Origin of the sequence: Brevibacterium senegalense (assembly GCF_000285835.1) — a bacterium.
Lineage (GTDB): Bacteria > Actinomycetota > Actinomycetes > Actinomycetales > Brevibacteriaceae > Brevibacterium > Brevibacterium senegalense.
The window spans coordinates 116,541-139,695 of record NZ_HE978605.1 but is presented as its reverse complement, the minus strand read 5'-3'; the positions used below and the strand labels follow the sequence as shown (position 1 = coordinate 139,695).

Here is a 23,155-nt window from a genome sequence, read left to right as displayed (position 1 = left end):
CGCGTGATCAGGGGAGTGCAGCGATCATGTCCGTGGCGATCGCGGAGAGATCCTCGATGCTGTCGCCCTCCATGCCGGACCCGGTTCCGGAGGTGACGGTGATGATCGCGTTGCCCTTCTGGGCCTGCACGGAAAGCGTCGACACCGACTGACCTGCGACGTCCATGTCCACTTCGGTCGCGACGACCTGGTCCGCGCCGTCCACCGTGGCGTCGACGCCCGTCGTCGACGAGGTCATCTCCATGCCCTGAGCGGTGATCGTCATCTCGCCGCAGCTGTCGACCATGCCGGAGGACGAGGAGAGCATCTCCGTGGCCGCATCCGCGCTGGGGTAGGCCATCGCGCCGCCGACGGTCGTGGATTCCTGGTCCGAGGGCGTGCCGACGACGGCGGTCACATCGCTGTCGTCGATCGCGGCGGTCGCGGCATTCATGAAGACCTCGCACTCGGCCGGCTCGACGGTCAGCTCACCCATCGCGCTGTTGAGCTCCTCGACTCCGGCCTGGTCGGCACTCTGCGCCTCGAACCCTCCGGCCTCGACCGCGGCGGTGAGGTCCTCCTCGGTGTAGGCCGCGGCCTCGGCGGCGCCCGCGTCCTCGCTTCCGGCCTCCTCCGCACCGGCTTCCTCGGACGCGGTGGTGTCCTCGCCCGTGTCGCCGCCCTCGGCAGCGCCGCCGCCCCCGCAGGCGGACAGGGCGAGGCCCGCGCCCACGCACGCGCTGATCACGGTCATCCGCAGTGTCGTCTTCTTCATGTTCGTTCCTCCGGGTGGGAACCGGGTCATCCGGTTCACAGACTGGTCGGAACAAGACATTACTGTGCGCGCGTGGGGGCGACTGCGCGATCGACGTGCCAGATCTGCGACACGATCACAGGCGGTGGTGCGGTATCCGGGACGCCGTGCGGGTGCCCCTGTGATCACTCGGCCAGGAGTGCGCGCACGCGCGGCATGACCTCCGTGCCGTAGAGCTCGATCGAGTGGAGGAGCCGCTCGTGGGGCATGGGGCCGTTCGCGTACTTGAGGTCGAAGCGGTCGACGCCCAGCGTGCGGACCGCGTGCGCGATCTTCTGCGCGACCGTCTCCGGCGAACCCACGTAGAGCGCGCCCTCGTCGATCTCGGCCAGGAACTCGCGCTCGCCCGCCGGACCCCACCCGCGCTCGCGGCCCAGGCGGTTGCGGTTCTCCAGCCAGTGCTCGCGCAGGTGCTCGCGGGCCTCCGCGTCCGTGTCCGCGATGTGGCCGGGGGAGTGGACGCCGATAGGAGCCTGCGGTTGGCTCAGCTGGTCGTTCGCACGTCGGTAGAGGTCCGCGAACGGGACGAACCGCTCGACCGGACCGCCGATCACCGCCAGCATGAGCGGGATGCGGTGCTTCGCGGCGCGGATGACCGACTCCGGGCTGCCGCCCACCGCGATCCACGTGCGCAGACCGTTCTGGGTGGGCGGATAGACGCGCTGGTTGCGCAGTGGCGCGCGCAGCCGGCCGTCCCAGTCGAGGGGCTCCTCCTTCAGGAGGTGCGTGAAGAGGTCCAGCTTCTCCTCGAACAGCAGGTCGTAGTCGCGCAGGTCCAGGCCGAACAGCGGGAACGACTCCGTGAACGAGCCGCGGCCCAGGATGACCTCCGCGCGACCGGAGGAGATCGCATCGATCGTGGAGAAGCGCTGGAACACGCGGATCGGGTCGTCGGAGCTCAGCACTGTGACAGCGGATCCCATCCGGATGCGCTCCGTGCGGGCCGCGATCGCCGCGAGCACGACGTCCGGGGCGGAGACCGCGAAGTCGTCGCGGTGGTGCTCGCCCACGCCGATGAAGTCGACGCCCGCGCGGTCCGCTGCGACGGCCTGCTCGACGACGTTCCGGATCACCTGGTGCTGGGGCAGCGGGGTGCCCGTCTCATCGACCGTCACATCGCCGAAGGTGTCGAGTCCCAGTTCCACGGTTCCGTGCTCCGCAGCCATGATGTGCTCCTCCCGCCGCGGGGTGCGTCCCGGCCGGCATCGGTAAGAATTTTAAGTTTCAACCATGCTAACGGCTGGGGTGCGGGATCTGTTCCGCAGGACCGGTGGCGCTCCTCACGGAGCGTCCGTCGCGTGCATCGTTCGGGCCGCGCATCCTCGTCAACGGTTCTACCGATCTACGGGAGAGCTCTGTCGTGTTTCGCGATTCCCGTCGTAACTCGATGAGCTGGTCGTCGCAGTCGTGCCCGTTCCGGCGGCCTCTGGAGCACCCTCCGCCACGGCGGCGATCGCCACGGTCGTGACGGCGTCGGAGCCGAACTCGCGGAAGTGGCGAGTGCGCCGGCCGGGGACGATCGGGTCGTGCATCGCGCCGGCCATGCGACCGGTGATCTCCAGGCGCCCGTCCGCGTCCGCGCGCAGCAGGTAGGAGGTGTCCGTCAGCGGGGACGACACCTCGATCCGGTACTGCTCGCCCGGGTGGAACAGTGCGGCGGTGCGCACGCGGAACGTGCCGGATCCGGTGAGGGTGAAGCCATGGCCGCTCACGTCCGCGAAGCGGATGAGCTGTGCGCGCCGGCGGGAGATCGAGACCTCCCACCCGTGCACCTCGAACGCCGGATCCCCGGTCACGTGCTCGAACGATTCGCCGTCCGCGTAGGGGTCCCCCACGGCGTCCGGTGCGACGCTCACGTGCGCCAGCCACTCCTGCAGCTCCCGCCGCCACAGCGCCCAGCCGTGGATGCCGGTGGGGCGGGGGTTCCACACGTGGGGGATGCCGTGGCCTTCCAGTGCGGCGTGGAAGCGCTCGCCGTGACCGGCGACCTCGGTCTCCAGCAGGTCGACCGCGTCCTGCGAGTCCGGGTCCGGAGCGCCGGAGCCCGCGGAGAACCACAGGTCCGTGTGCCGCAGGTTCGCAGCCAGGGACACGGGGGAGTTCGCCTCCCACTCGGCTCGATCGTGCTTGGGGTCGCCGAACAGGGAGCGGGTCGTGCCGCCCTCGCGCAGCGCGATGATGTCGAAGAGCGGCACTGCGGACACCGGGTCCAGCGGCGACGAGAAAGCCGCGGCCGCAGCGAACCGGTCCGGGTGCAGTGCGGCGTACTTCATGGCGCCGTACCCGCCCATGGACAGCCCGGCGACCATTGTGCCCACCCGGTCCGTGCGCACGGAGAAGGTGCGCGCGATGAAGTCCGGCAGCTCCAGGAGGTGGAACTGCGGCCAGTCGAGGACCGCGTCTGTCGCGATGCCGGTGCCCGCACCCGTGTCCCGCAGCCCGGCCAGCGCGTGACGGCTGTAGGAGGCCGCACCCGCGTCCGGCATGACGACGAGGTGCGGCGAGTCTGCCGTGAGCGCCTCCGCGTCGCCGAAGTCCGTCCAGCTGCGGAAGTCGTCCCCGGATCCGTGCAGCAGCCACAGGACGGGCGCGGCCTCGCTGGGCCGCCCCGGCAGCAGTACGCGCACGCCCACGGTCCGCCCCAGGGCGGGCGAGTACACGAAGAACTCGCGCAGGCGGTTCGTCAGCTTGCGCTTGTCGCGCACGTGGAAGCGGCGTGCCTTCTTCCCCGTGGGCTCGGGGCCCAGGAACGCGGTCGACTGATCGCGGCCTGGGAAGGCCCCGGACCGACTGCGCAGCTGGGCGAGCGCCCGGACTGCTCGGGCGCCCACGGAGAGTTTGAGAGCGTCGGGGATCACACGTGCTCCAGAGGATGCGGATGGCGGGGGATCGATGGACCGGTTCGTCGGGAGGAGGGCGCGCAGGGGCGGACGAGGTGCGGGCTGCGCCGCGCCGGGCGGCGGGCCGCGTGCGCCTTGCGCTGCGGCCCGGCGAGGTCGGTGGGACGGATGTCGGAACGGTGGCGAGTATATGTCCAGAAGGTGAACGCGCCACCCCTGGATGCCGTCGTGCCAGACTGGTCCGCGTGAATCCCTCGACCCTCTGCGCGCGCACACTCGTGCAGTCCCTGCTGTCCGCCGGAGTCCGCGATGTCGTCCTCTCGCCGGGGTCGCGGTCCGCTCCGCTGGTCTACGCGTTCGCGGACGCCCGGGATGCGCTGACCTCCTCCGCCCGGCCCCTGCGCCTGCACGTGCGCATCGACGAGCGCGACGCCGCGTTCACCGCCCTGGGTCTCGCGAAGGCCGGCCGGCTGCGGGGGCACCACCGCCCGGTCGCGGTGGTGACGACCTCGGGGTCCGCGGTGGGGAACCTGCATCCGGCCGTCATGGAGGCCGCCCACCAGCACCTGCCGCTCGTGCTCGTGACCGCGGACCGCCCCGCCCGCCTGCGCGGCACCGGTGCGAACCAGACTCTCGACGCCCAGCACGCCGCCCTCCCCGAGGTCGTCGCCGCGTGGGACCTGCCCGTCCCCGCGGGGACGCCGGACGGGCAGGACGGGACTGCGGACGTCGCCGCCGTCGCCCGGGACTGGGCCACCGCCGCCGAGGCCGCCGTCACCCGCGCCTGCACCTCACCTCTCGGACCGGTCCAGCTGAACGCGCAGTTCGATGCCCCACTCGTCCCCGACGCGGACGCGGGCGCGTTCGACCCGGGCGCGTTCGACCCGGGTGCCATTGCCCCGGGTGCATTCGACCCGGGGGCGGCGGAGGCGGACGACACCCGCACGGACTCCCGCGCCCGTGTGTGGGGCCGCATTCGCGCGGTCCTGGACGACCCGGATGCCCGCCCCGTGATCGTCGCCGGTGACGACCTGGGCTTCTCCACGCAGACGCTGTGCGCGCTGGTGAAGGAGACCGCGACGCCGGTCTTCGCGGAACCCTCGTCCGCGCTCGCTTCGTCCCCCCGCACGATCCCCGCGCACGCGCAGGTGCTGGGTGCGGAGGCGGTCGCGGACCTGCGCGCGCAGATCACCCACGTGGTCGTGACCGGACGGCCCACGCTCTCGCGCCCGATCGCGCGCCTGCTGGACCGCCCCGACGTCCAGCGGATCGACGTGCCCTACGACGCGGACGGCCTCATCGATCATCTGACCGGGCCGATGGCGGCGCCGGGGGTCCGTGACGACGAGCGAGCGGGCAGGCATTTCGACAGCTCCGCACGTCCCGGTGTCCGCGCGGGATGGTGGGACGAGTGGGATGAGGTCGGGCGTCGGGTCGAGGCGCCGTCCGCTCCCACGATTCAGTCGTCACCCGTATCTTCCGCAGCGGACGTCACCGGCGTGGACGCGGCGGTCCTCGCCCTGCTGGACGAGCCCGGGGTCCTGGTGGCGGCCAGCTCGAACACGGTGCGGCTGCTGGCGCGACTCCAGCGGCCGCATCACCCCGCTCGCGTCGTCGCCTCCCGCGGTCTGGCGGGCATCGACGGATTGGTGGCGACGGCCTCGGGCGTGGCCCTGGGGCTGGTGGAGGACTCGGTGCCGGTCCGCCTTCTCATCGGAGACCTCGCGGCCCTCCACGACCTGGGCGGTCTGGTCGTGCCCGCGCACGAGGAGCGCCCTCACCTGCAGATCGTCGTCCTCAACGACGACGGCGGGGCGATCTTCGCGGGTCTCGAGCACTCGCAGGCGCACGTGGCCGCACGATTCGACCGCTTCTTCGCGACGCCGCACGGGCTGGACCTTGCACAGACCGCCCGGGCACTGGGAGTGGAGGCGCAGTCCGTGGATGCGGACGACCCGGCGATGCGGGCCGCCGTCACGGAGTTCCTGGCCGACGCCCGTCCGGGGCTGCTCCAGCTGCGCATGCCGCCCGTCCGCGGCTGACCGTCTGCCTCAGTGCGAGAGGTCCGGGCTCCAGTCGACGCCCAGGGCGCGGCGCATGGGTGCGAATTTCGCGTCCGTCTCCCGCAGTTCGGACTCCGGGTCGGAGTCGGGCATGATCCCCGCGCCGGCGAACAGTCGGATCCGGTTGCGATCCTCCAGCTGCCCGCAGCGCAGGGCGATGCCGAACTGGCCGTTGCCGTACCCGTCGACCCAGCCCACGGGACCCGCGTAGCGGCCGCGGTCCATCTCCTCGAAGTCGCTGATGAGCTCCATCGCCCGGTCCCGCGGCGTGCCGCCCACCGCCGCCGTGGGGTGCACGGCCCTGGCCACCTCGAATGGGCTCACGCGCGACCCGTCCGCACGCGACCGCAGGCGGCCGTGCGCGTCCGAGGCCAGGTGGATCACGTTCGCCAGTTGCAGCAGGTGCGGCTCCGGATCGACCCGCAGCTCCTCCGTCACCGGCCCCAGCGTGGAGGCCAGCGAGTCGATCGCGTACGAGTGCTCGACCGAGTCCTTCCGCCCGCCCAGGTGCGCGCGCGCCTGGGCCAGCTCCTGCTGCGGGTCCTCCTGCACGCGGTACGTGCCGGCCAGCACCCGTGAGTGGACCGCGCCGTCCTCGACTCCGATGAGCAGCTCCGGCGTCGCTCCCACGAGGCCCGCGACGTTGAACGCCCACGTGCTGGGGAACTCCGCGTTGAGGCGGCCCAGGAGGGTGCGGACGTCGATCTCGTCCTCCGTCGTGACGATCTCGTCCCGGGCCAGCACGATCTTGCGCTCGCCCGCCTCCGGGCTGCGCAGGCGGGCGGAGGCGCGGGCGACGATCCGCTGGTACTTCTCCGGGCTCACCGCGCCGGGCTCGCGGGTGATGACTCGCTGCTGGCGCAGCGGCGTGGGGGACAGCTGCAGGCCGGGGACGGAGCCGGCGTCCGACTCGTCACCGTCCTCACCGCACACGTGCGTGAGCCAGACGCGGCCGTCGCGGCGGCCCAGCAGGTACTCGGGGACATCGATGACGGACTCCCACGCGGAGTCGGAGGAGAACGCGATCGCGGAGAAGCCCACGAGACCGCTGCCCAGCAGTTCGACGCGGTCGTCGAGCAGCGCGGCGGCGACGAGTGCGTCCCACTGCTGCGCCAGGTCGTCGAAGCGGTCCGCCCCGCTGGCGCGCAGGCGCAGTCGGCGACCGATCCCCACGAGGCCCGACCGGCCGCGCACCCAGCACGAGAATCCGGATGCGGGCAGCTGGGAGAGGAAGTCGATCGAACGGGTGGGCAGGCGACCGGCGAACGGCGCGGGGGCGTCCGGGGTCAGCCCGTCGACGAAGCGCGAGCGGACCGTCAGCACGGGTGTCTGACCGGGTTGCGGAGAGGAATGAGCCACGCCCCCACGATACTGAGGTCGACGGACATGCCGCAGAGTTCAGTCGCGCGGAGACCCGGGAGTCCACCATGCGGGCCCGCGCAGTTCACGCGCGTCCGCGGATTCGCGCGGTGTGCCCGGGTGGGAGACACTGGTGGGCATGAATCGTGCGCAGCTCGACAAGGATCCCTCAGACGTCGCCTCGATGTTCGACACGGTCGCTGCCCGGTACGACCTCATGAACGACCTCCTGTCCCTGGGGCAGACGCGCCGGTGGCGCGGCATCGTCGCGGACGCCGTCGACGCACGTCCCGGCGAGCGGGTCCTGGACCTGGCCGCCGGCACCGGCACCAGTTCCGTCCCCTTCGCCCGTGCCGGCGCGGAGGTCATCGCGGGTGACATCTCCGAGGGCATGCTGGCGGAGGGCCGCAGGCGGAATCCCGGCATCACGTACGTGTACGCGGACGCGCTCGACCTCCCGTTCGAGGACGAGGAGTTCGACGTCGTGACCGTCAGCTTCGGCTTCCGCAACATGCAGGACTCCGTCCGCGCACTGTCGGAGATGCGGCGCGTCCTGGGGCCCGGCGGTCGTCTCGTCATCTGCGAGTTCTCCCGCCCTGTGTTCAGGCCCTTCGACGTCGTCTACCGCGAGTACCTCATGCGCGCGTTCCCGCCGATCGCCCGCCTCCTCAGCTCGAACCCGGAGTCGTACGAGTACCTCGCGGAGTCGATCCGCGACTGGCCCGGCCAGGACGAGCTGGCCCACCTCATCGCGGACCAGGGGTTCGACGCCGTCCAGTACCGCAATCTGTCCGGCGGCATCGTCGCGATCCACCGCGGGCGGAAGCCGGAGTCCGCATGAGCGAGCGGGTCGACGGCGGCCCGCGCGTGACCCACGCGGATGTCGTCGTCGTGGGCGCGGGGCCGGCGGGCTCCGCGACGGCCGCGCACCTGGCGGACGCGGGCCTCGACGTGGTCGTGCTGGAGAAGTCGTCCTTCCCGCGCGACAAGATCTGCGGCGACGCACTCACACCCCGCGCGGTCCGCGAACTGGACCACCTGGGCGTCGACACGGACCCCGCGCTGGGCTGGCACCGCAATCGCGGCCTGCGTCTGGTGGGCGGCGGCCACCGCATGGAGATCGACTGGCCCGGCGGGGGCGGCTTCCCGGCCCACGGCCTCACGAAGACCCGCGTGGGCCTGGACGAGACCCTCGCCCGTCATGCGGAGAGCCGCGGTGCCCGCCTCGTCGAGCAGGTCGCGGCGACGGAGCCGATCGTCGCCTCCGACGGCTGGATCGCCGGTGTCCGCGCGACGGGCACGGACGAGCGCGGCCGCAAGGTGGGGCCGGATGCGGAGTACCGTGCGCCGCTGGTCGTCGCCTGCGACGGCGTCTCGTCCCGCATCGCGGTGGCGCACGGGGCACAGAAGCGCGACGACCGCCCCATGGGCGTCGCGGTCCGCACGTACCACTCGTCCCCGCGGCACGACGACGACTACATCGAGAGCTGGCTGGAGCTGCGCGAATCCGGCGGCGAGGCCATGCCCGGCTACGGCTGGCTGTTCCCCCTGGGCGACGGCACCGTGAATGTGGGCCTGGGAATCCTCGACACGTCCCCGCAGTTCGGCGAGGTCAACTACCGGACGGTGCTGGACCAGTGGCTGGAGGCGATGGGCCACGAGTGGGGGATCGACGCGAGCACCCAGCTGGTGCCCGTCCGCTCCGCCGCCCTGCCGATGGCGTTCAACCGCACGCCCCACTTCCGCGACGGGCTCCTGCTGGTGGGGGACTCGGCCGGCATGGTGAGCCCCTTCAACGGGGAGGGCATCGACTACGCGCTCGAGGCCGCCCGCATCGCGGCGGAGGTCATCGACACCCACCGCCGACTGCCGCGGGACCGGTGGCGCGCCGGGCTGCAGGAGTACCCGCAGATCGTCCGCGACCGGTTCGGCGGCCACTTCACTCTGGGTCGCGCGTTCGCGCAGCTGATCGGCAGACCCGAGGTCATGGACCTGGGCATCAAGTACGGTATGGGGGTGGACGTGCTCATGCGCTTCGCCGTGAGGCTGCTGGGCAACATCCATCGTGAAGGTGCGGACGCGGACGCGATGGATCATGTCATCGCGGCGCTCACCCGCGCAGTCCCGGCGACGACCAACGACTGAGCCGCAGTGATGCGATACTGTCCGCGACGTCTGAGACCAAGAGGATGATGAACGACCCGATGACTCCTGATACGGCAGGTGCACCGCTGCGCACGCAGGCGGGCCCCTTCGCGGCGGCGGACTCCGCACTGGCCTTCGACCTCGCCGCCGGCCTGGACCGGGTCGAGGAGCGGCTCAGCGCGGCAGCCGCCCAGTCGGAGCGGCTGCCGCACGAGGCGTCCCATCACCTCATGCAGGCCGGCGGCAAGCGGGTGCGCCCCCTGCTGGTCCTGCTGGCCGCGCAGCTGGGCGACGGCACGCGCGACGAGGTCATCGACGCGGCCGCCGCGGTCGAGCTCATCCACCTCGCCACGCTCTACCACGACGACGTCATGGACGACGCGCCCGTGCGCCGGGGTGCGCCCAGCGCGCACGAGGTGTGGGGCAATTCCGTCGCGATCCTCACCGGAGACCTGCTCTTCGCCCGCGCCTCGCTGCTGTCCTCGGAACTGGGCCCGGCTGCGGTCCGCCTCCAGGCGACCACCTTCGAGCGTCTGGTTCTGGGCCAGCTGGCGGAGTTCACCGGGCCCGCCCCGGACGAGGACCCCGTCGCCCACTACCTGCAGGTGCTGGCGGACAAGACGGGGTCGCTCATCGCGGCCTCGGGCGAGTTCGGCCTGCGCTTCTCCGGTGCGTCGGAGGAGTTCATCGAGCCCCTGCGCGATTACGGCGAGAAGGTGGGCGTCGCCTTCCAGCTTGCCGACGACATCATCGACCTCACCTCGGACGCCGCGACCTCCGGCAAGCGGCCGGGCACGGACCTGCGCGAGCGCGTCCCCACCCTGCCGGTCCTCTACGCCCGCCGCGCGGCCGCTGGGGGCGACACCACCGCCGCCGAGGTCGTGGTCCGGTTGGACGGCGACCTCACCTCCGATGTGGCGCTGGAGGAGGCGCGGGTCGCGCTGGCCGCGCACCCGGTCACCCAGGAGGCACGCGCGGAGGCACGCCGGTGGGCCGACGAGGCGATCGCCGCGCTGGAGGCGCTGCCGGAGGGCGAGGTCCGCGAGGGCCTCGAGGCGTTCGCGCACCAGGTGGTCGAGCGCTCCTCCTGAGGGGCGAGGGTCCGCAGCGCGTGCACCGGACCGCGCGCCGCCGGTCCGTCAGCGCCGGCGGGAGGCGCGCACCATGTCCGTGATGAAGAGCGCGCACGCGACCCAGATGATCGCGAAGCCCGCCCACCGCGCCGGCGTCATCTCCTCACCCAGGATCCACACCCCGGTGATGAACTGCATCGTGGGCGTGATGAACTGCAGCATGCCCACCCAGCTGAGCGGGATGCGTCGTGCCGCGGCGCTGAAGAGCAGCAGCGGGACCGCGGTCGCGGGCCCCAGCAGGAGCATGAGGACGATGTGCCACGAGCCCTCCGTCGTGAAGGTGCTGACCCCGGTCGCCATCGCCCAGCCCATGTAGGCGGCCGCCGGGACCACGAGGATGAGCGTCTCGATGCTGAGCCCGCTCACGGCGCCCACCGTGGGGCCCACGCGATTCTTCACGAGGCCGTAGCCGCCGAAGGTCGTGGCGACCAGCAGACCCAGCCACGGGACGGCCCCGTATCCGATCGAGATGACGAGGACCGCGACGAACGCGACGGCGACGGCCGCCCACTGCAGCGGGCGCAGCCGCTCGCGCAGGAAGATCACGCCCAGGAGGATCGTGATGAGCGGGTTGATGTAGTAGCCCAGGGAGACCTCGACGACGCGGCCCAGCTCCACTCCCAGCAGGAAGCCCAGCCAGTTGATCCCCACGAGGATGCTCGCCGCGGTCAGGAGGCCCGTGGTGCGCGGGTTGCGGAGGATCCGCCACACCGTCGTGTAGCCGCGGGTGAGCGCCAGGAGCAGCGCGCAGAAGAAGAGGCACCAGACGATCCGGTGGGCGAGGATCTCCAGACTGCCCGCGGGCGCCAGGGCGGAGAAGTAGAGGGGCAGGAAGCCCCAGAGCAGGTACGCGCCGGCGCCGTTGAGGAGGCCCGCGCGCCTGCGCTGCGTCTCGTCCGGGGGCAGTTCGGGGGTGGTGGTCACGGACTCACTCTAGTGATGCCTGTGAATTGCCGGACATGTGGCCCATGTGTGAGCCGGATCGCGGCGCCGCAGGTGAGGTGCGACTAACATGGAGGGTCGGTACTCGTCAGTCGAGGCGGCCCCACCCGGCCGCCTGCGGAAGGTGTGTGGAACGTGAGTCGAGCTCTTCGTGTGGCGATCGTCGGAGCAGGCCCCGCCGGAATCTACGCCGCGGACCTCCTCACCAAGGCGGAACGCGACTTCGAGGTCAGCATCGATCTGTTCGAGCGGCTGCCCGCCCCGTTCGGCCTGGTCCGCTACGGGGTCGCCCCGGACCATCCCCGCATCAAGGGCATCCAGAAGGCCCTCATCAAGGTGCTGGACCGCGGCGACGTGCGACTGCTGGCGAACGTCGACTTCGGCACGGATATCACGCTCGAGGACCTGCGGGGCCTGTACGACGCCGTCATCTTCTCCACCGGTTCGTTCGACGACGCGCGCCTGGAGCTGCCGGGCATCGACCTGCCGCGCTCGTACGGCGCCGCGGACTTCGTCAACTGGTACGACGCGCACCCGGACGTGCCGCAGGAGTGGCCGCTGGACGCGCAGCGCGTCGCGGTGATCGGCAACGGCAACGTCGCCCTCGACGTGGCGCGCGTGCTGGCGAAGCAGGCCGACGACATGCTGTCGACGGAGATCCCCGACCACGTGCACCGGGGCCTGCAGGCCTCGCAGGTGACGGACGTCCACGTGTTCGGCCGGCGCGGTCCCGCCCAGACGAAGTTCACCCCGCTGGAGCTGCGGGAGCTGGGACAGGTCAAGGACGTCGACATCGTCGTGTACCCGGAGGACTACGAGTTCGACGAGGCCTCGATGGCGGCGATCCACTCGAACAACCAGACGAAGCAGGTGACGAAGGCGCTCACCGACTTCACCCTGCGCGAGCCCACCGGTGCCCCCCGCCGTCTGCACTTCCACTTCCTCCACGCGCCCGTCGAGGTGCTGGGGGACGAGCAGTCCGGTGTGACGGGTCTGCGCACGGAGCGCCAGGAGTTGGACGGCAACGGCGGCGTCGTGGGCACGGGCACCCACCACGACTGGCCGCTGGACGCCGTCTACCGTGCGGTGGGCTACTTCGGCTCGCCGCTGGCGGACATCCCCTTCGACGCCCGTCGCGGCGTCATCACGAACGTCGGGGGACGCGTGCACCGCGGGGAGTCGCAGGAGCAGGCCGCGAACACCCCTGTCATCCCGGGTCTCTACGCGACGGGGTGGATCAAGCGCGGTCCCGTGGGCCTCATCGGCCACACGAAGGGCGATGCGCTGGAGACGATCACCCACCTCATCGAGGACCGCACCGCAGACCTCCTGCCGGTCCCCGCGGATCCGCGCGAGGACGCGATCATCGAGCTGCTCGAGTCCCGCGGCGTCGACTTCGCGGACTGGGACGGCTTCCACCGCCTCGAGTCCGCGGAGCAGGCACTGGGCGAGCCGCAGGGCCGCGAGCGCGTCAAGATCCCCACGCGCGACGGAATGCTCGAGCACTCCCGCCGGCGCGTCGACGCACACGTCGGCTGACCCGCCCCGGCTCTCGCGAGAGCGGAGAGCAGACGGCGAAGGCCGCCGCACCGATCGGTGCGGCGGCCTTCGCCGTGTCCGTCCCGGAGCGACGGAGGCGAGCGTCAGGAGACGGGGGTGCCGTCCTCGTTGAGCGCCGGGTAGACGCCGTTCTCGTCGTGGACCTCACGGCCCGTGACCGGCGGGTTGAAGACGCACACCATGCGCATCTCGTGCTCGGTCCGCACGGTGTGCAGGTCGTGCTTGTCCAGCAGGTACATCGTGCCGTCGCGCAGCTCGTGGACCTCGCCGGTCTCCTCGTTCGTGATCGTGCCGGAACCGCCCACGCAGTACACAGCCTCGATGTGGTTCTGGTAGTGGAACGTGGAGGTGGTGCCGGCGAACAGCGTGGTCTCGTGGAACGAGAAGCCCACGCCCTCGCGGGCCAGGACCATGCGGCGGCTGCGCCAGTTGTCGCTGACGATGTCGCGCTCGGTGCCGTTCAGATCGTCGATGTTCACGACGTACATGTGTGCTCTCCTGTCGGATCGAAGAAGGGTGGTGGCGGACCCGGGGTCCGCCGGCGGCTCCGCACCGGTGCCCCGCCACGAGTGCGGCGGGGCACCGGTGCGGTGGGCCGGACGGATCAGGCGGCCGGGGCCTCGGTGGCGGTGGGGGTGTCCACCGCGGGACCGGTGACGGTCCGGATTGCCGCCTCGAGGATGTCGAGGCCGCGGTCCAGGTCCTCTGCGGAGATGGTGAGCGGCGGCATGAGCTTGACGACCTCGTCCTGCGGGCCGGACGTCTCCAGCAGCAGGCCCTCGCGGAAGGCCTCCGCGGCGATCTTCGTCGCCGCCTCCGGATCGTCGAAGACGATGCCGGTCAGCAGGCCGCGACCGCGGACGCCCGCACCGCTGGTGGACAGCGCGATCGCCTCGATGCGCGACTGCAGCGTGTCGATCGTGTCCGCCAGGCGCGACTGGAAGGACGGATCCGCCCAGAACTCGCGCAGCGCGGCGGTGGCCGTCACGAACGCGGGGTTGTTGCCACGGAACGTGCCGTTGTGCTCGCCCGGCGACCAGATGTCCAGCTCCGGGCGGAACAGGGTGAGCGCCATCGGCAGGCCGGAGCCGGAGATCGACTTCGACAGGCAGACGATGTCCGGGGTGATGCCCGCCTCCTCGAAGCTGAAGAAGGTGCCCGTACGACCGCAGCCGGCCTGCACGTCGTCGACAATGAGGAGGATCTCGTGCTCCTGGCACAGCTCGGCCAGACGGCGCAGCCAGTCGAAGCGGGCCGCGCGCAGTCCGCCCTCGCCCTGCACCGTCTCGACGATGATCGCGGCGGGCTTGTCGACGCCGGAACCGGAGTCCTCGAGAACGCGCTCCAGCCAGAGGAAGTCCGGCGTCTCACCGTCCAGGTAGTCGTCGTAGGGGATCTTCGACGAGTTGGTGAGCGGGATGCCCGCGCCCTGGCGCTTCATCGAGTTGCCGGTCACGGACAGCGAGCCCAGCGTCATGCCGTGGAACGCGTTCGTGAAGGACAGGATGTGCTGGCGGCCCGTGTACTTGCGGGCCAGCTTGAGCGCGGCCTCGACGGTGTTCGTGCCGGTGGGGCCGGGGAACATGACCTTGTAGTGCAGGTCGCGGGGCTCCAGGATGACGTCCTTGAACGTCTGCAGGAACTCGCGCTTGGCCGGCGTCATCATGTCCATGCCGTGGAGGACGCCGCCGGACTGCAGGTACTCGACCAGCGGCTTCATGACGGCCGGGTGGTTGTGGCCGTAGTTGAGCGCGCCGGCTCCGGAGAAGAAGTCCAGGTACTGGGTGCCGTTGGAATCGGTCTGCGTGGCGCCGGAGGCCTGGACGAACTCGACGGGCCAGCTGCGCGAATAGCTGCGGACCTCGGACTCGAGCGAGTAGAAGATGTCGGTCATGGTGGTTCTCACCTTCCTGGGGCACTGGCCCCTGGGATTCGACCGGACGGGAGCCGCTTCTCGGCTGCTGGACCGAACGGTCCGGACGCGGAACGGGATGGCTGCCCGTGGCGCCCAGTGAACTGGGTGCGGTGCGGTGACCGCGGTTGCTCCGTGCTCAGCCGGCGGGGGTGCCGGCGGCTGCGGGGCGCAGGGGGGCGATCTCGTGGAGATGCTCCGTGTCGTGCCCGTCCGGGTAGTCCTCCGGACGGAACAGCGGCGAAGTCGTGAGCTCTGCGCCGTGGCGCTTCGCGAAGGACGCGAAGAGCTTCTGCGAGGGCTCGTTGTCCGCCGTGATCGTGGTCTCGAGGCGTCCGGCGCCCGTGCGGGCGGCCAGCTCATCGAGCATCCGACCCGCCAGGCCGTGTCCGCGGGCTGCGGAGTCGACCGCGACCTGCCAGATCATGAGCGTGTCCGGGGAGTCCGGGCGCATGTATCCGGTGACGAAACCGACCGGCGCCCCGTCGAGTGTCGCGAGGACGGAGGTGGCTGCGAAGTCGCGGGCCCACAGGAGGTAGGCGTACGACGTGTTGAGATCCAGCACCTTCGAATCGCGGGCCAGCGTCCACAGGTGCTTGCCGTCGTCCAGCGAGAGCTGTCGGAGTTCGATCGTTCCCGCTGCGGCGGTCGGGGAGTCCGAGGCCGTGGAGGCGGGGGTCGTGGTGGGCGGATGGACTGTGTCTGCCTGAGTCACGCCTTCCAACCTAACGACGTGAGACTCGATGGCAACCGGCCTGCGGGCGCTCCTGAGCGCGATCGTGGGGTCTTCCGCGGGGGTGCGCGACGTGGAATGCGACCCCCGCCACGTCAACGGTGATGGGGGTGAGCGGGGGTCGTGGATCCTGGACGCGACGGCCCGATGGAACTCGAGTCCCACCACCGCGTGACCGTTATCGGGTCGTTATCATGCGTTCGGATGCTGAGAGGAAGAGTGGCGTGGGTCACGTCAGTGCGGGGCTGTCGTTGCCGCCCTGCGTGCACCCGCGAACACATCGGGGCGCGCTGACGAGCAGCGCGCCCCGGCGGAACCGAGAGGAGGGGCCTCAGCGGTAGTTGACGAACTGCAGGTCGACGTCCAGATCCTTGCCCTTGAGCAGGGCGATGACTGCCTGGAGGTCGTCGCGCTTCTTCGAGCTCACGCGCAGCTCGTCGCCCTGGATCTGCGCCTTGACGCCCTTGGGGCCCTCGTCGCGGATGATCTTCGAGATCTCCTTCGCGCTCTCCTTGTCGATGCCCTCCTTGAGGGTCGCGTCGATGCGGTGCTCCTTGCCGGACGGGTAGGGGTCGCCCGCCTCGAGGGATTTGAGCGAGATGCCGCGACGGACGAGCTTCGACTGGAACACGTCCAGCACGGAGGTCACGCGGTCTTCGCCGTCCGCGCGCATCTGGATCGCCTCGCCCTTCCACTCGATCGCGGCGCCGGACCCCTTGAAGTCGTAGCGGGAGGAGATCTCCTTCGCCGCCTGGTTGAGCGCGTTGTCCGCCTCCTGCCGGTCGATCTTGCTGACGATGTCGAAGCTGGAATCCGATGCCATGGCTGCCTCCTGTGATGGGCGTCGTGACGGGTGCCGCGCGGCGGCGCGGCACGGTGCCGACCATGCTAGTCCAGGGGCGGTCCGCCTCGATTCGCGCCGCCCCCGTCCGAGGTGTATGATTCCTCAGGTGCTCTTCGGAGTGCGACGGCAGATTGCCCGAGCGGCCAAAGGGAGCTGACTGTAAATCAGCCGGCACAGCCTTCGTAGGTTCGAATCCTACATCTGCCACCCGCTGTCAGAGGCCCGACGTCCAGTGTTTCCGCTGGTCGGCGGGCCTCTGGCATACCCGGGGGAGGCCGCGTCCCCAGCCGTCCCGACGCGGTGACGGAACCGGCACATGACGACCCCTCCGCCTGCCCGCGGTGACAGTAGTCTGGTGCCCATGCGCTCTCCCGTTCACTCGTACCTGCTGTCTCTGCACGAGACCGTCTGCGGCACCGATCCCTTCGCAGCGACGCGTCTGTCGCGGCACCGCACGGTTGCGGCTGCGGAACCGGAGGCGCACGCGAAGGTCCTCTACGGCGCCGACCCCACGCGGATGGGCATCGCGATGACGATGGCAGACGGGCACACCTACCGGGTGGGCGACGCGGGCGTGGAGTTCTCCATCCAGTCGATCTCCAAGGTGTTCGTCTACGCACTCGCACTCATGGACGCGGGCTTCGACGCGGTCGACTCGAAGATCGACGTCGAGCCCTCCGGCAGTGCGTACAACGACATCTCCTCCGAGTCCGGCAGCGGCCGCCCCAAGAACCCCCTCATCAACATCGGTGCGATCGCCGCCGTCTCCCTCGTGCGGCCCGACGAGGGGCAGACGGTGTTCGACCGGATCCTCGAGACGATGTCCGCCTGCGCAGGCCGGGACCTGTCCCTCGATCAGGACGTCTACGAGCAGGACCTGGCCGAGGGAGCCCACAACCGGGGCCTGGCGTGGTTCCTGTCCTCGTGGGGGATCATCGACGGCGATCCCGGGGACGCGTTCGACGACTACACGCGGCAGTGCGCCGTCTCCGTCACCGCGGCGGATCTGTCCGTCATGGCCTCGACCCTGGCCAACCTGGGTGTCAACCCGGTCACGGGGAGGCGCGTGTTCACGGAGGACGTCGTCGAGCGCGTGCTCTCCGTCATGACCACGTGCGGCATGTACGACGACTCCGGCGACTGGGTCGCGACCGTGGGGCTTCCCGCCAAGAGCGGTGTGGGCGGCGGCATCATCTCCGTCCTGCCCGGACAGCTGGGCATCGCGACGTTCTCGCCGCCGCTGGACGAGCACGGCAACAGCGCCAGCGGCATCATCGTGCACGAGGAGATGTCCGCGGACCTGGGCCTGCACTTCGTCCGTGCGGCGACGGTGGGGCGTTCCTCCGTCCGCGCGCACGCGACGATCGACGTGGTCCACTCGACCGTCCGCCGTCCCATGGAGGCGGACCTGGTGCTGGCCGAGCACGGTGACCACGCGCACCTCGTCGAACTGGTGGGCGACATCCAGTTCGCCGGATTCGAGGCCGTCTCCCGCCTCATCGGGGAACTGGATGATCCGCTGTGCGTCGTCCTCGACCTCACGAAGGTCGACAACCTGGCCGCCTCGACGCTCGACAGCCTCCATCGCCTGGCCGCCGCCATGGACGACGCCGGCATCGACCTGTCGAGCATCGATCCGGACGATCTGCTGGAGGAGCACCTCGAGGACCTGGGGATCGAGTCCTTCCGGCTGCGCTACGCCGCACTGGCGTGGGCGGAGAACCTGGTGCTGCGGCACTTCGGCGACGAGTCGTGCTTCTACAGCCCGGAGTACGCGAACGCCCCGATGCTGGACGAGCTCCAGCCGGAGGACCGGCGGATCGTCGTCGATCTGCTGGTGCAGCAGCGCTACCGCGAGGGCGAGACGGTGCGCGCGATCGGCGACCGGTTCGACGGCATCCGCTTCATGCGCTCCGGTGAGGTGCGGACGTACAGCGCGGACGGCAGCCTCCTGGCGGTGCTGCGCGCCGGCACCACCTTCGGGGAGTTCGCGATGAACCCGGACGGCGGCCAGCCCTTCGACATGATCGTCACGCGCGACACGACGCTCGACTTCCTGCCGGCGGAGGAGATCGACCGCCTCATGGTCGACCACCCGTCCACCGCCGCCGCCCTGTGGCGCAGCATCACCGTCAACGGCTACACGCGACTGGCCCAGGCCGTCCGAGGAGAGGCGCAGTTCCACTGATGGACACCACCACCGCGACCGCATCCGCCGCACCGGCGTCCACCGCGACGCCCACCGGCTCCGGTACGACGACCTCCGGCGCGACCGGCTCCCGCGGCGCCCTGGGCCGCACGTGGGCCGACCGGGTCCACGACGCCTCGATCGCGCACGCGGACGTCGCCGGCACCCCGCTCGTGACGGATCGGCCGTGGATCATCGCGCACCGCGGCTACTCCGCCGCCGCCCCGGAGAACACGCTGGCCGCCGTCGACGCCGCCCGCATGATCGGCGCGGACTGGATCGAGGTCGATCTGCACGTGAGTGCGGACGGCACCCCCATCGTCATCCACGACCAGTCGGTCGATCGGACGACGGACGGTTCCGGGCAGGTGGCCCGCCTGGACGACGACGTGCTGTCGCGCCTGGACGCGGGCTCGTGGGCCGGCCCCGGGTTCGCCGGGCAGCGCCTGCCCAAACTCGACACGCTGCTGACGGACGTGTCGACGAAGGGCGGTCGCCTGCTGCTGGAGCTCAAGGGGGAGTGGTCGCCCGGCGCCGTCGCGTCCGTCGCGGGCTCCATCATCGACGCGGGCATGGCCGACCGCACCCTGGTCCAGAGCTTCGCGCCCGGCACTCTCGCCCACCTGCGCGACATCGCCCCGATGGTCGAGCGCTGCCTCCTGCGCACCGTCCCCCGCGAGGAGGACATGGCCGTCGTCGAGGAGCTCCAGGCCATCGCCTACAACCCCTCCGTCCGCGGCTTCTTCCTGCGCCGTGCGGTCGTCGACCAGTTCCTGGACTCCGGGTGCGGCGTGTTCGTCTGGACCGTCGACGACCCCTCCTCCTGGGAGAAGCTGCTGGGCGCCGGCGTCCAGGGCATCATCACGAACCGGCCCGCGACGCTCCAGGGGTTCATCACCGCGAAGTTCGAGGCCCTCGCGTGAGGACCGTCCTGCCCCGACGGCCCCTGGCCGTCGTGACGGGATGCGCTGTCGCCGGGCTCCTGCTGGTGGGCACTGTCCCTACCGCCGAGGCCGTGGCCGCCACCGCAGATGACTCGCCGTCCGCGACCCAGGAGACCGCCTCCGCGACCCCCGCTGCGGATTCGTCAGAGTCCGGGGCCGGGGAGTCCCAGGCGCAGGACCCGGCCACGGAGGCGACGCGAGCCCGAGCGGAGGCGATCGCGGAGTACGTCGTCACCGCCGTCGGCACCCAGTGGGCGGACGATCCGGTCGCGGTCGCCCCGGAGGCGGTGGGGCTGTGGGACGAGCACCAGCGGGCCATGCTCGACGAGCCGATCTCCGCGCTCGAAGCGGACGGGTGGACCGTGCGGATCGCGGTCCTGCCCGCTCCGGTGACCGATTCTGCGGCAGGTCTGGATGCCGGCACCGCTCGGATCGGGCAGCAGTGGGCGCTGACGGAGATGGCCCGCGCGGATCCGCGGGCGAAGACGGTCTACATCCTCTCCACCGGCGGCATCGCGGAGTTCAGCACCTACGCGGACGGGAGGCTCCGCACGGACCTGGCGGACGCGAATCCGGTGGGACCGCCGTATCTCAACACGGAGCAGACCGCACCGCCGATCTCCTTCACCCTGCGCGCGCTGCACGCCGATTCCCTCGACGTGGAGCTGCTGCCCCACGAGACCCGGCCGCAGGGGTGGACCGGGGTGGGGTACCGCTCCAGCCTGCAGGGTGATGGCATCGGATCGGCGATCATGGGGGCGGCCTTCACCGCGGCCGCCGTGGTGGGCGGCCTGCTGCTGGTCCTCTGCGTCGTCCTGCTGCTGCCCCGGAACCGGGGGCCGCTGGCGCGCGTCTTCGGCACGCGCCTCGATCGTCGGCACGAGGCGGCGGCCCTCGCCGGTCTGCGGAAGGACGCGGTCCGGGCCCACCGCCGGCTCACGACGGCGTCGCAGCTGGACTCCACGATCGAGACGGCGATCGGCCGACTGCCCGACCCCGCGGAATCGGGCTCAGCCCTCGTGTGGGCCGGCTGGACGGAGCTCTCCCGGGAGCGGGACGGGGAGCACCGCAGCCGCTGCTTCTTCCGCCCCGACCTGCCTGCGGTCCGCGAGGAGAGCGTCGACCTGCTGGGTGCCCAGGTGACCGTGCCGGTGTCGGACCTGAACGCGGAGCGCATCGCGAAGGGGCGCGCACCGTCCTTCCTGAGCCTCGACGGCATCGACCGCGGCAGGCCCTACTGGCGACGCAGCTCCTCCCCGTGGGCGGCCAGCGGATACGGGGCGTTCGGACCGCTGAGCGATGCGATCGCGAACATGCCCGCGGACTGGACGCCGGCCCCGGGTGCGCCACGCGTCGCAGCCGCTGCGGACTGGGGCGGCACGGTCCGGGCGGAGGACCGGGCCGGGTCGTCGCCGTGGGCGCGCGCCGTCCTCCTCACGACCGCTGCGGTGCTGGCACTCCTGGCCGGGATCGCCGGTGGACTGCACGACGGGGCGCAGCTGGAGAAGGTGTACACGGCGGAGCCCGGTGCGCCGGGGTCACCCGTCGACGACCCGCGCGACGCGGCGCGACAGGAAGCCCTGCGCGCGGTCGAGGGGGCCGCGGACGGGCCGTTCGTGTCCCCGTACATCGCGCCGGTCCTGGTGGACGAGAATCTGGTCGAGGTGCAGGCGGTCGCGGACGAGGTCGCAGAGTCGACGGGACACGACGTGCGGGTCATCGCGTACGAGCCCACGAGCAGGGGAGTGGTGTCCTCGTACGACCACGAGGACGTCATCGCGCAGGCGCTGCCGGAGGGTTCTCTGGCCGTGCTGATCTCCCGCAGTTCCGTCGTGATCGTGGCGAACGGCATCGAGCAGGACATCATGTCGCGACCGGACCGACCCGACGTCGCCTACGACGCGCCGCTGGATCGGCAGACGATCGCGCAGCTGCGGTGGGCGGAGGACTCCGACTGGATCCCGGCGGATGAGCCGATCGAGTGGTACGACGAGGACCCGGACGCGTTCGAGCCCGCTCCCGGCACGCCCGCGTGGACCAGCCGGCTGTGGCTGCGGACCCTGCTGGGCGCCGGCGGTGCCGCGCTGCTGGTGCTCGCCGCGGGGATCGTGTTCCGCCGCCTCGTCACGGATCGGACGGATCCGGTCGCAGCCGTCGGCGGGACGCGGAGACAGGCGAAGGATCGGACCTCGTCCGGCAAGGACAGGGCGGCGAAGAACTCGCCCCGACGACGGGGCGGCGGACGGAGGAGACGCGCGTGAGCAGGCGACCACAGACTCAGGGAACCGCTGTGCGGGCGGTCGGCCTGGCCGTCGCGCTGGGCACAGCGTGCGGCGGACTCGCCGCGGCCCCCGCGTCCGCGACAGCACCGGTGCCGGTGACCGCGGAGGCGAGCACGACCGCGGAGGCGACCACGACCTCGGCGACGGCACAGACCGCGGCGGCGAGGACGGCCTCGCCGACCACGGCCTCGGCGGAGGTCCGCGTCCTGGCGGGCGACGACGGGACGACCGTGCTGGAACGGGTCGACACCTACGTGACGCACCTCGAGGAGGACCCGCTGTACTCCGACGAGGGTGCGCAGCTGCTGTACGGCGACGCCTACGAGGACCTGCGGGAGCTGCAGGAGAAGGCGTCCGTGCCCACGTACCTCGTCTTCGACAGCGGACTCGACTACTCGACGACCTCGACCGTCGCCCAGATCCTCGCGGAGACGCTGCCGGAGACGGAGATGGTCGCCGTGGTGGCGGGCACGGAGGGCTACGGCGTCCAGGTCGAGGTCGTGACGCCGGACGAGGACCGGCAGTACCTCCTCGCGGAGCAGTTCTACTCGACGCGGACCGGGACGGACACGGAATCGGTGCTGGGACGCGTGCGGCAGGGACTCGAGGGACTCGAGGATCCGCAGCCCGTCGAGTTCTCCTCCCGCGGGAGCGGCTTAATGCAGGAACTCCAGCACCAGGTCGCGGTGTCCCCGCTGCGGACCTTCGCGATCGCGATGCTGCTGGTCGTCGTCATCGCAGCGATCCTCTGGTTCGCGATCCCGCGCGGTGCCCGGCGCAAGCGGTACCGGATCCCCAAGGCGATCGCCCAGGCGGCCTCCGCCGCGGACCGGGGCGCGATGCGCCGCGCGCTGGGCGAGGACGCGCTGGGGGTCGTCGAACGGCTGGAGAAGCTGCAGACCGGGTCCCTCGACAGCGAGACGGCGGACCTCGTGGAGCACGGCCTGGACGCGTACGGGCTGGCCCGCCGCATCGCGGACGACACGGACGCGCGCGAGGACGACCTCGCAGGTGCGATGGTGCTCATGGGCATCGCCGAGGCCGCGGTCACCCGGGCGGAGAAGGCGCCCCGGTCCGGGGGCCGGGGGAGCCGGCGCACGGCCGGCGGCGCGCTGAGCCTGCGCGGGAACCGGGACACGGAGGCCCAGCGACTGTGCAGCATCGACCCGCGCCACGGTCCGGCCAAGAAGGAGATCGACGTGTCCGTGTCCGGACGGACCGGCTCCCTCACCGTCCCCGCCTGCGCGAAGTGCCTCCACGACGACCGCAGCGACAACCCGCTGCGCTGGCTCGCGGTCGACGGCAGGCCCTACGTCCTGCGCGACACCGTGTGGGCGTCGACCCTCTACGGGGGCACGCGCGAGGACCTCGTGGACGCCGTCGTGGAGGCCCGCGCGAAGGCCTCCTGAGTGCTCCG

Annotated in this window: 18 protein-coding genes and 1 tRNA gene; 10 read left to right on the top strand and 9 right to left on the bottom strand. The window is 71.3% G+C overall.

From position 1 onward, the window contains the following. Positions 1-7 precede the first annotated feature (7 nt). From HGBR_RS11285 to HGBR_RS11275, 3 genes are all read right to left on the bottom strand, one after another. Positions 8-754 (bottom strand): sensor domain-containing protein, encoded by a 747-nt coding sequence (locus HGBR_RS11285; RefSeq protein WP_019159450.1) that lies wholly within the window; start codon positions 752-754, stop codon positions 8-10. 164 nt (positions 755-918) lie between these two features. Next, positions 919-1,959, bottom strand: coding sequence for an LLM class flavin-dependent oxidoreductase (locus tag HGBR_RS11280; RefSeq protein WP_019159449.1), 1,041 nt, complete (start codon positions 1,957-1,959; stop codon positions 919-921). 168 nt (positions 1,960-2,127) lie between these two features. Further along, a complete protein-coding gene (locus HGBR_RS11275; protein ID WP_019159448.1) occupies positions 2,128-3,651 on the bottom strand; it encodes an alpha/beta hydrolase in 1,524 nt (507 codons plus the stop codon). Positions 3,652-3,878: 227 nt separating this feature from the next. Here HGBR_RS11275 and menD point away from each other — a divergent pair, with 227 nt between their 5' ends. Further along, positions 3,879-5,675 carry a 2-succinyl-5-enolpyruvyl-6-hydroxy-3-cyclohexene-1-carboxylic-acid synthase gene (menD, locus tag HGBR_RS17605; RefSeq protein WP_019159447.1) on the top strand — a complete coding sequence of 599 codons (1,797 nt, stop codon included), beginning with the start codon at positions 3,879-3,881 and terminating at the stop codon, positions 5,673-5,675. A gap of 9 nt (positions 5,676-5,684) precedes the next feature. On the opposite strand, the gene HGBR_RS11265 is transcribed toward menD, so the two are convergent. Then, positions 5,685-7,055: an isochorismate synthase gene (locus HGBR_RS11265; RefSeq protein WP_026077534.1), complete on the bottom strand. Its 1,371-nt coding sequence runs from the start codon at positions 7,053-7,055 to the stop codon at positions 5,685-5,687. A gap of 139 nt (positions 7,056-7,194) precedes the next feature. On the opposite strand from HGBR_RS11265, the gene HGBR_RS11260 reads away from it, so the two are divergent. Genes HGBR_RS11260 through HGBR_RS11250 form a run of 3 tightly spaced genes read left to right on the top strand, consistent with a single transcriptional unit; the run spans position 7,195 to position 10,291 of the window. After that, a complete protein-coding gene (locus HGBR_RS11260) occupies positions 7,195-7,896 on the top strand; it encodes a demethylmenaquinone methyltransferase (protein WP_026077533.1) in 702 nt (233 codons plus the stop codon). Then, the gene (locus tag HGBR_RS11255; RefSeq protein ID WP_019159444.1) at positions 7,893-9,200 is read left to right on the top strand and encodes a geranylgeranyl reductase family protein; all 1,308 of its coding nucleotides are present in this window, start codon (positions 7,893-7,895) and stop codon (positions 9,198-9,200) included. The genes HGBR_RS11260 and HGBR_RS11255 overlap by 4 nt, the downstream gene beginning before the upstream one ends. 59 nt (positions 9,201-9,259) lie before the next feature. Next, positions 9,260-10,291: a polyprenyl synthetase family protein gene (locus tag HGBR_RS11250; RefSeq protein ID WP_245533333.1), complete on the top strand. Its 1,032-nt coding sequence runs from the start codon at positions 9,260-9,262 to the stop codon at positions 10,289-10,291. Between the two features lie 48 nt (positions 10,292-10,339). On the opposite strand, the gene rarD is transcribed toward HGBR_RS11250, so the two are convergent. Further along, entirely contained in the window at positions 10,340-11,257 is a 918-nt protein-coding gene (gene rarD / locus HGBR_RS11245; RefSeq protein ID WP_019159442.1) for an EamA family transporter RarD, read from the bottom strand. Between the two features lie 153 nt (positions 11,258-11,410). Between rarD and HGBR_RS11240 the strand changes: the two genes are divergently transcribed. Continuing rightward, positions 11,411-12,814 carry an FAD-dependent oxidoreductase gene (locus HGBR_RS11240; RefSeq protein ID WP_040365026.1) on the top strand — a complete coding sequence of 468 codons (1,404 nt, stop codon included), beginning with the start codon at positions 11,411-11,413 and terminating at the stop codon, positions 12,812-12,814. A gap of 104 nt (positions 12,815-12,918) precedes the next feature. On the opposite strand, the gene HGBR_RS11235 is transcribed toward HGBR_RS11240, so the two are convergent. The 4 genes from HGBR_RS11235 to HGBR_RS11215 all read right to left on the bottom strand — a co-directional run bounded on the left by HGBR_RS11235 (position 12,919) and on the right by HGBR_RS11215 (position 16,303). Beyond that, positions 12,919-13,323, bottom strand: a complete 405-nt coding sequence (locus tag HGBR_RS11235; RefSeq protein ID WP_019159440.1) for an ectoine synthase — start codon at positions 13,321-13,323, stop codon at positions 12,919-12,921. 116 nt (positions 13,324-13,439) lie between these two features. Next, positions 13,440-14,729, bottom strand: coding sequence for a diaminobutyrate--2-oxoglutarate transaminase (gene ectB, locus HGBR_RS17600; RefSeq protein ID WP_019159439.1), 1,290 nt, complete (start codon positions 14,727-14,729; stop codon positions 13,440-13,442). Between the two features lie 157 nt (positions 14,730-14,886). Continuing rightward, entirely contained in the window at positions 14,887-15,462 is a 576-nt protein-coding gene (gene ectA / locus HGBR_RS17595; protein WP_019159438.1) for a diaminobutyrate acetyltransferase, read from the bottom strand. A gap of 349 nt (positions 15,463-15,811) precedes the next feature. Then, on the bottom strand, positions 15,812-16,303 hold the full coding sequence (locus tag HGBR_RS11215; RefSeq protein ID WP_019159436.1) for a YajQ family cyclic di-GMP-binding protein: 492 nt from the start codon (positions 16,301-16,303) through the stop codon (positions 15,812-15,814). Between the two features lie 146 nt (positions 16,304-16,449). Here HGBR_RS11215 and HGBR_RS11210 point away from each other — a divergent pair. From HGBR_RS11210 to HGBR_RS11190, 5 genes are all read left to right on the top strand, one after another. Beyond that, a tRNA-Tyr gene (locus HGBR_RS11210) sits at positions 16,450-16,531 on the top strand. 154 nt (positions 16,532-16,685) lie between these two features. Next, positions 16,686-18,512: a glutaminase A gene (gene glsA, locus HGBR_RS11205; protein WP_019159435.1), complete on the top strand. Its 1,827-nt coding sequence runs from the start codon at positions 16,686-16,688 to the stop codon at positions 18,510-18,512. Then, complete coding sequence (locus HGBR_RS17590; RefSeq protein ID WP_019159434.1) at positions 18,512-19,435, top strand: glycerophosphodiester phosphodiesterase; 924 nt, start codon at positions 18,512-18,514, stop codon at positions 19,433-19,435. Before glsA ends, HGBR_RS17590 begins: the two co-directional genes overlap by 1 nt. After that, positions 19,432-21,717: a hypothetical protein gene (locus tag HGBR_RS11195; protein WP_147522453.1), complete on the top strand. Its 2,286-nt coding sequence runs from the start codon at positions 19,432-19,434 to the stop codon at positions 21,715-21,717. Before HGBR_RS17590 ends, HGBR_RS11195 begins: the two co-directional genes overlap by 4 nt. Then, positions 21,714-23,147, top strand: coding sequence for a hypothetical protein (locus tag HGBR_RS11190; RefSeq protein WP_147522452.1), 1,434 nt, complete (start codon positions 21,714-21,716; stop codon positions 23,145-23,147). The genes HGBR_RS11195 and HGBR_RS11190 overlap by 4 nt, the downstream gene beginning before the upstream one ends. The last annotated feature ends 8 nt before the right edge of the window (positions 23,148-23,155 follow it).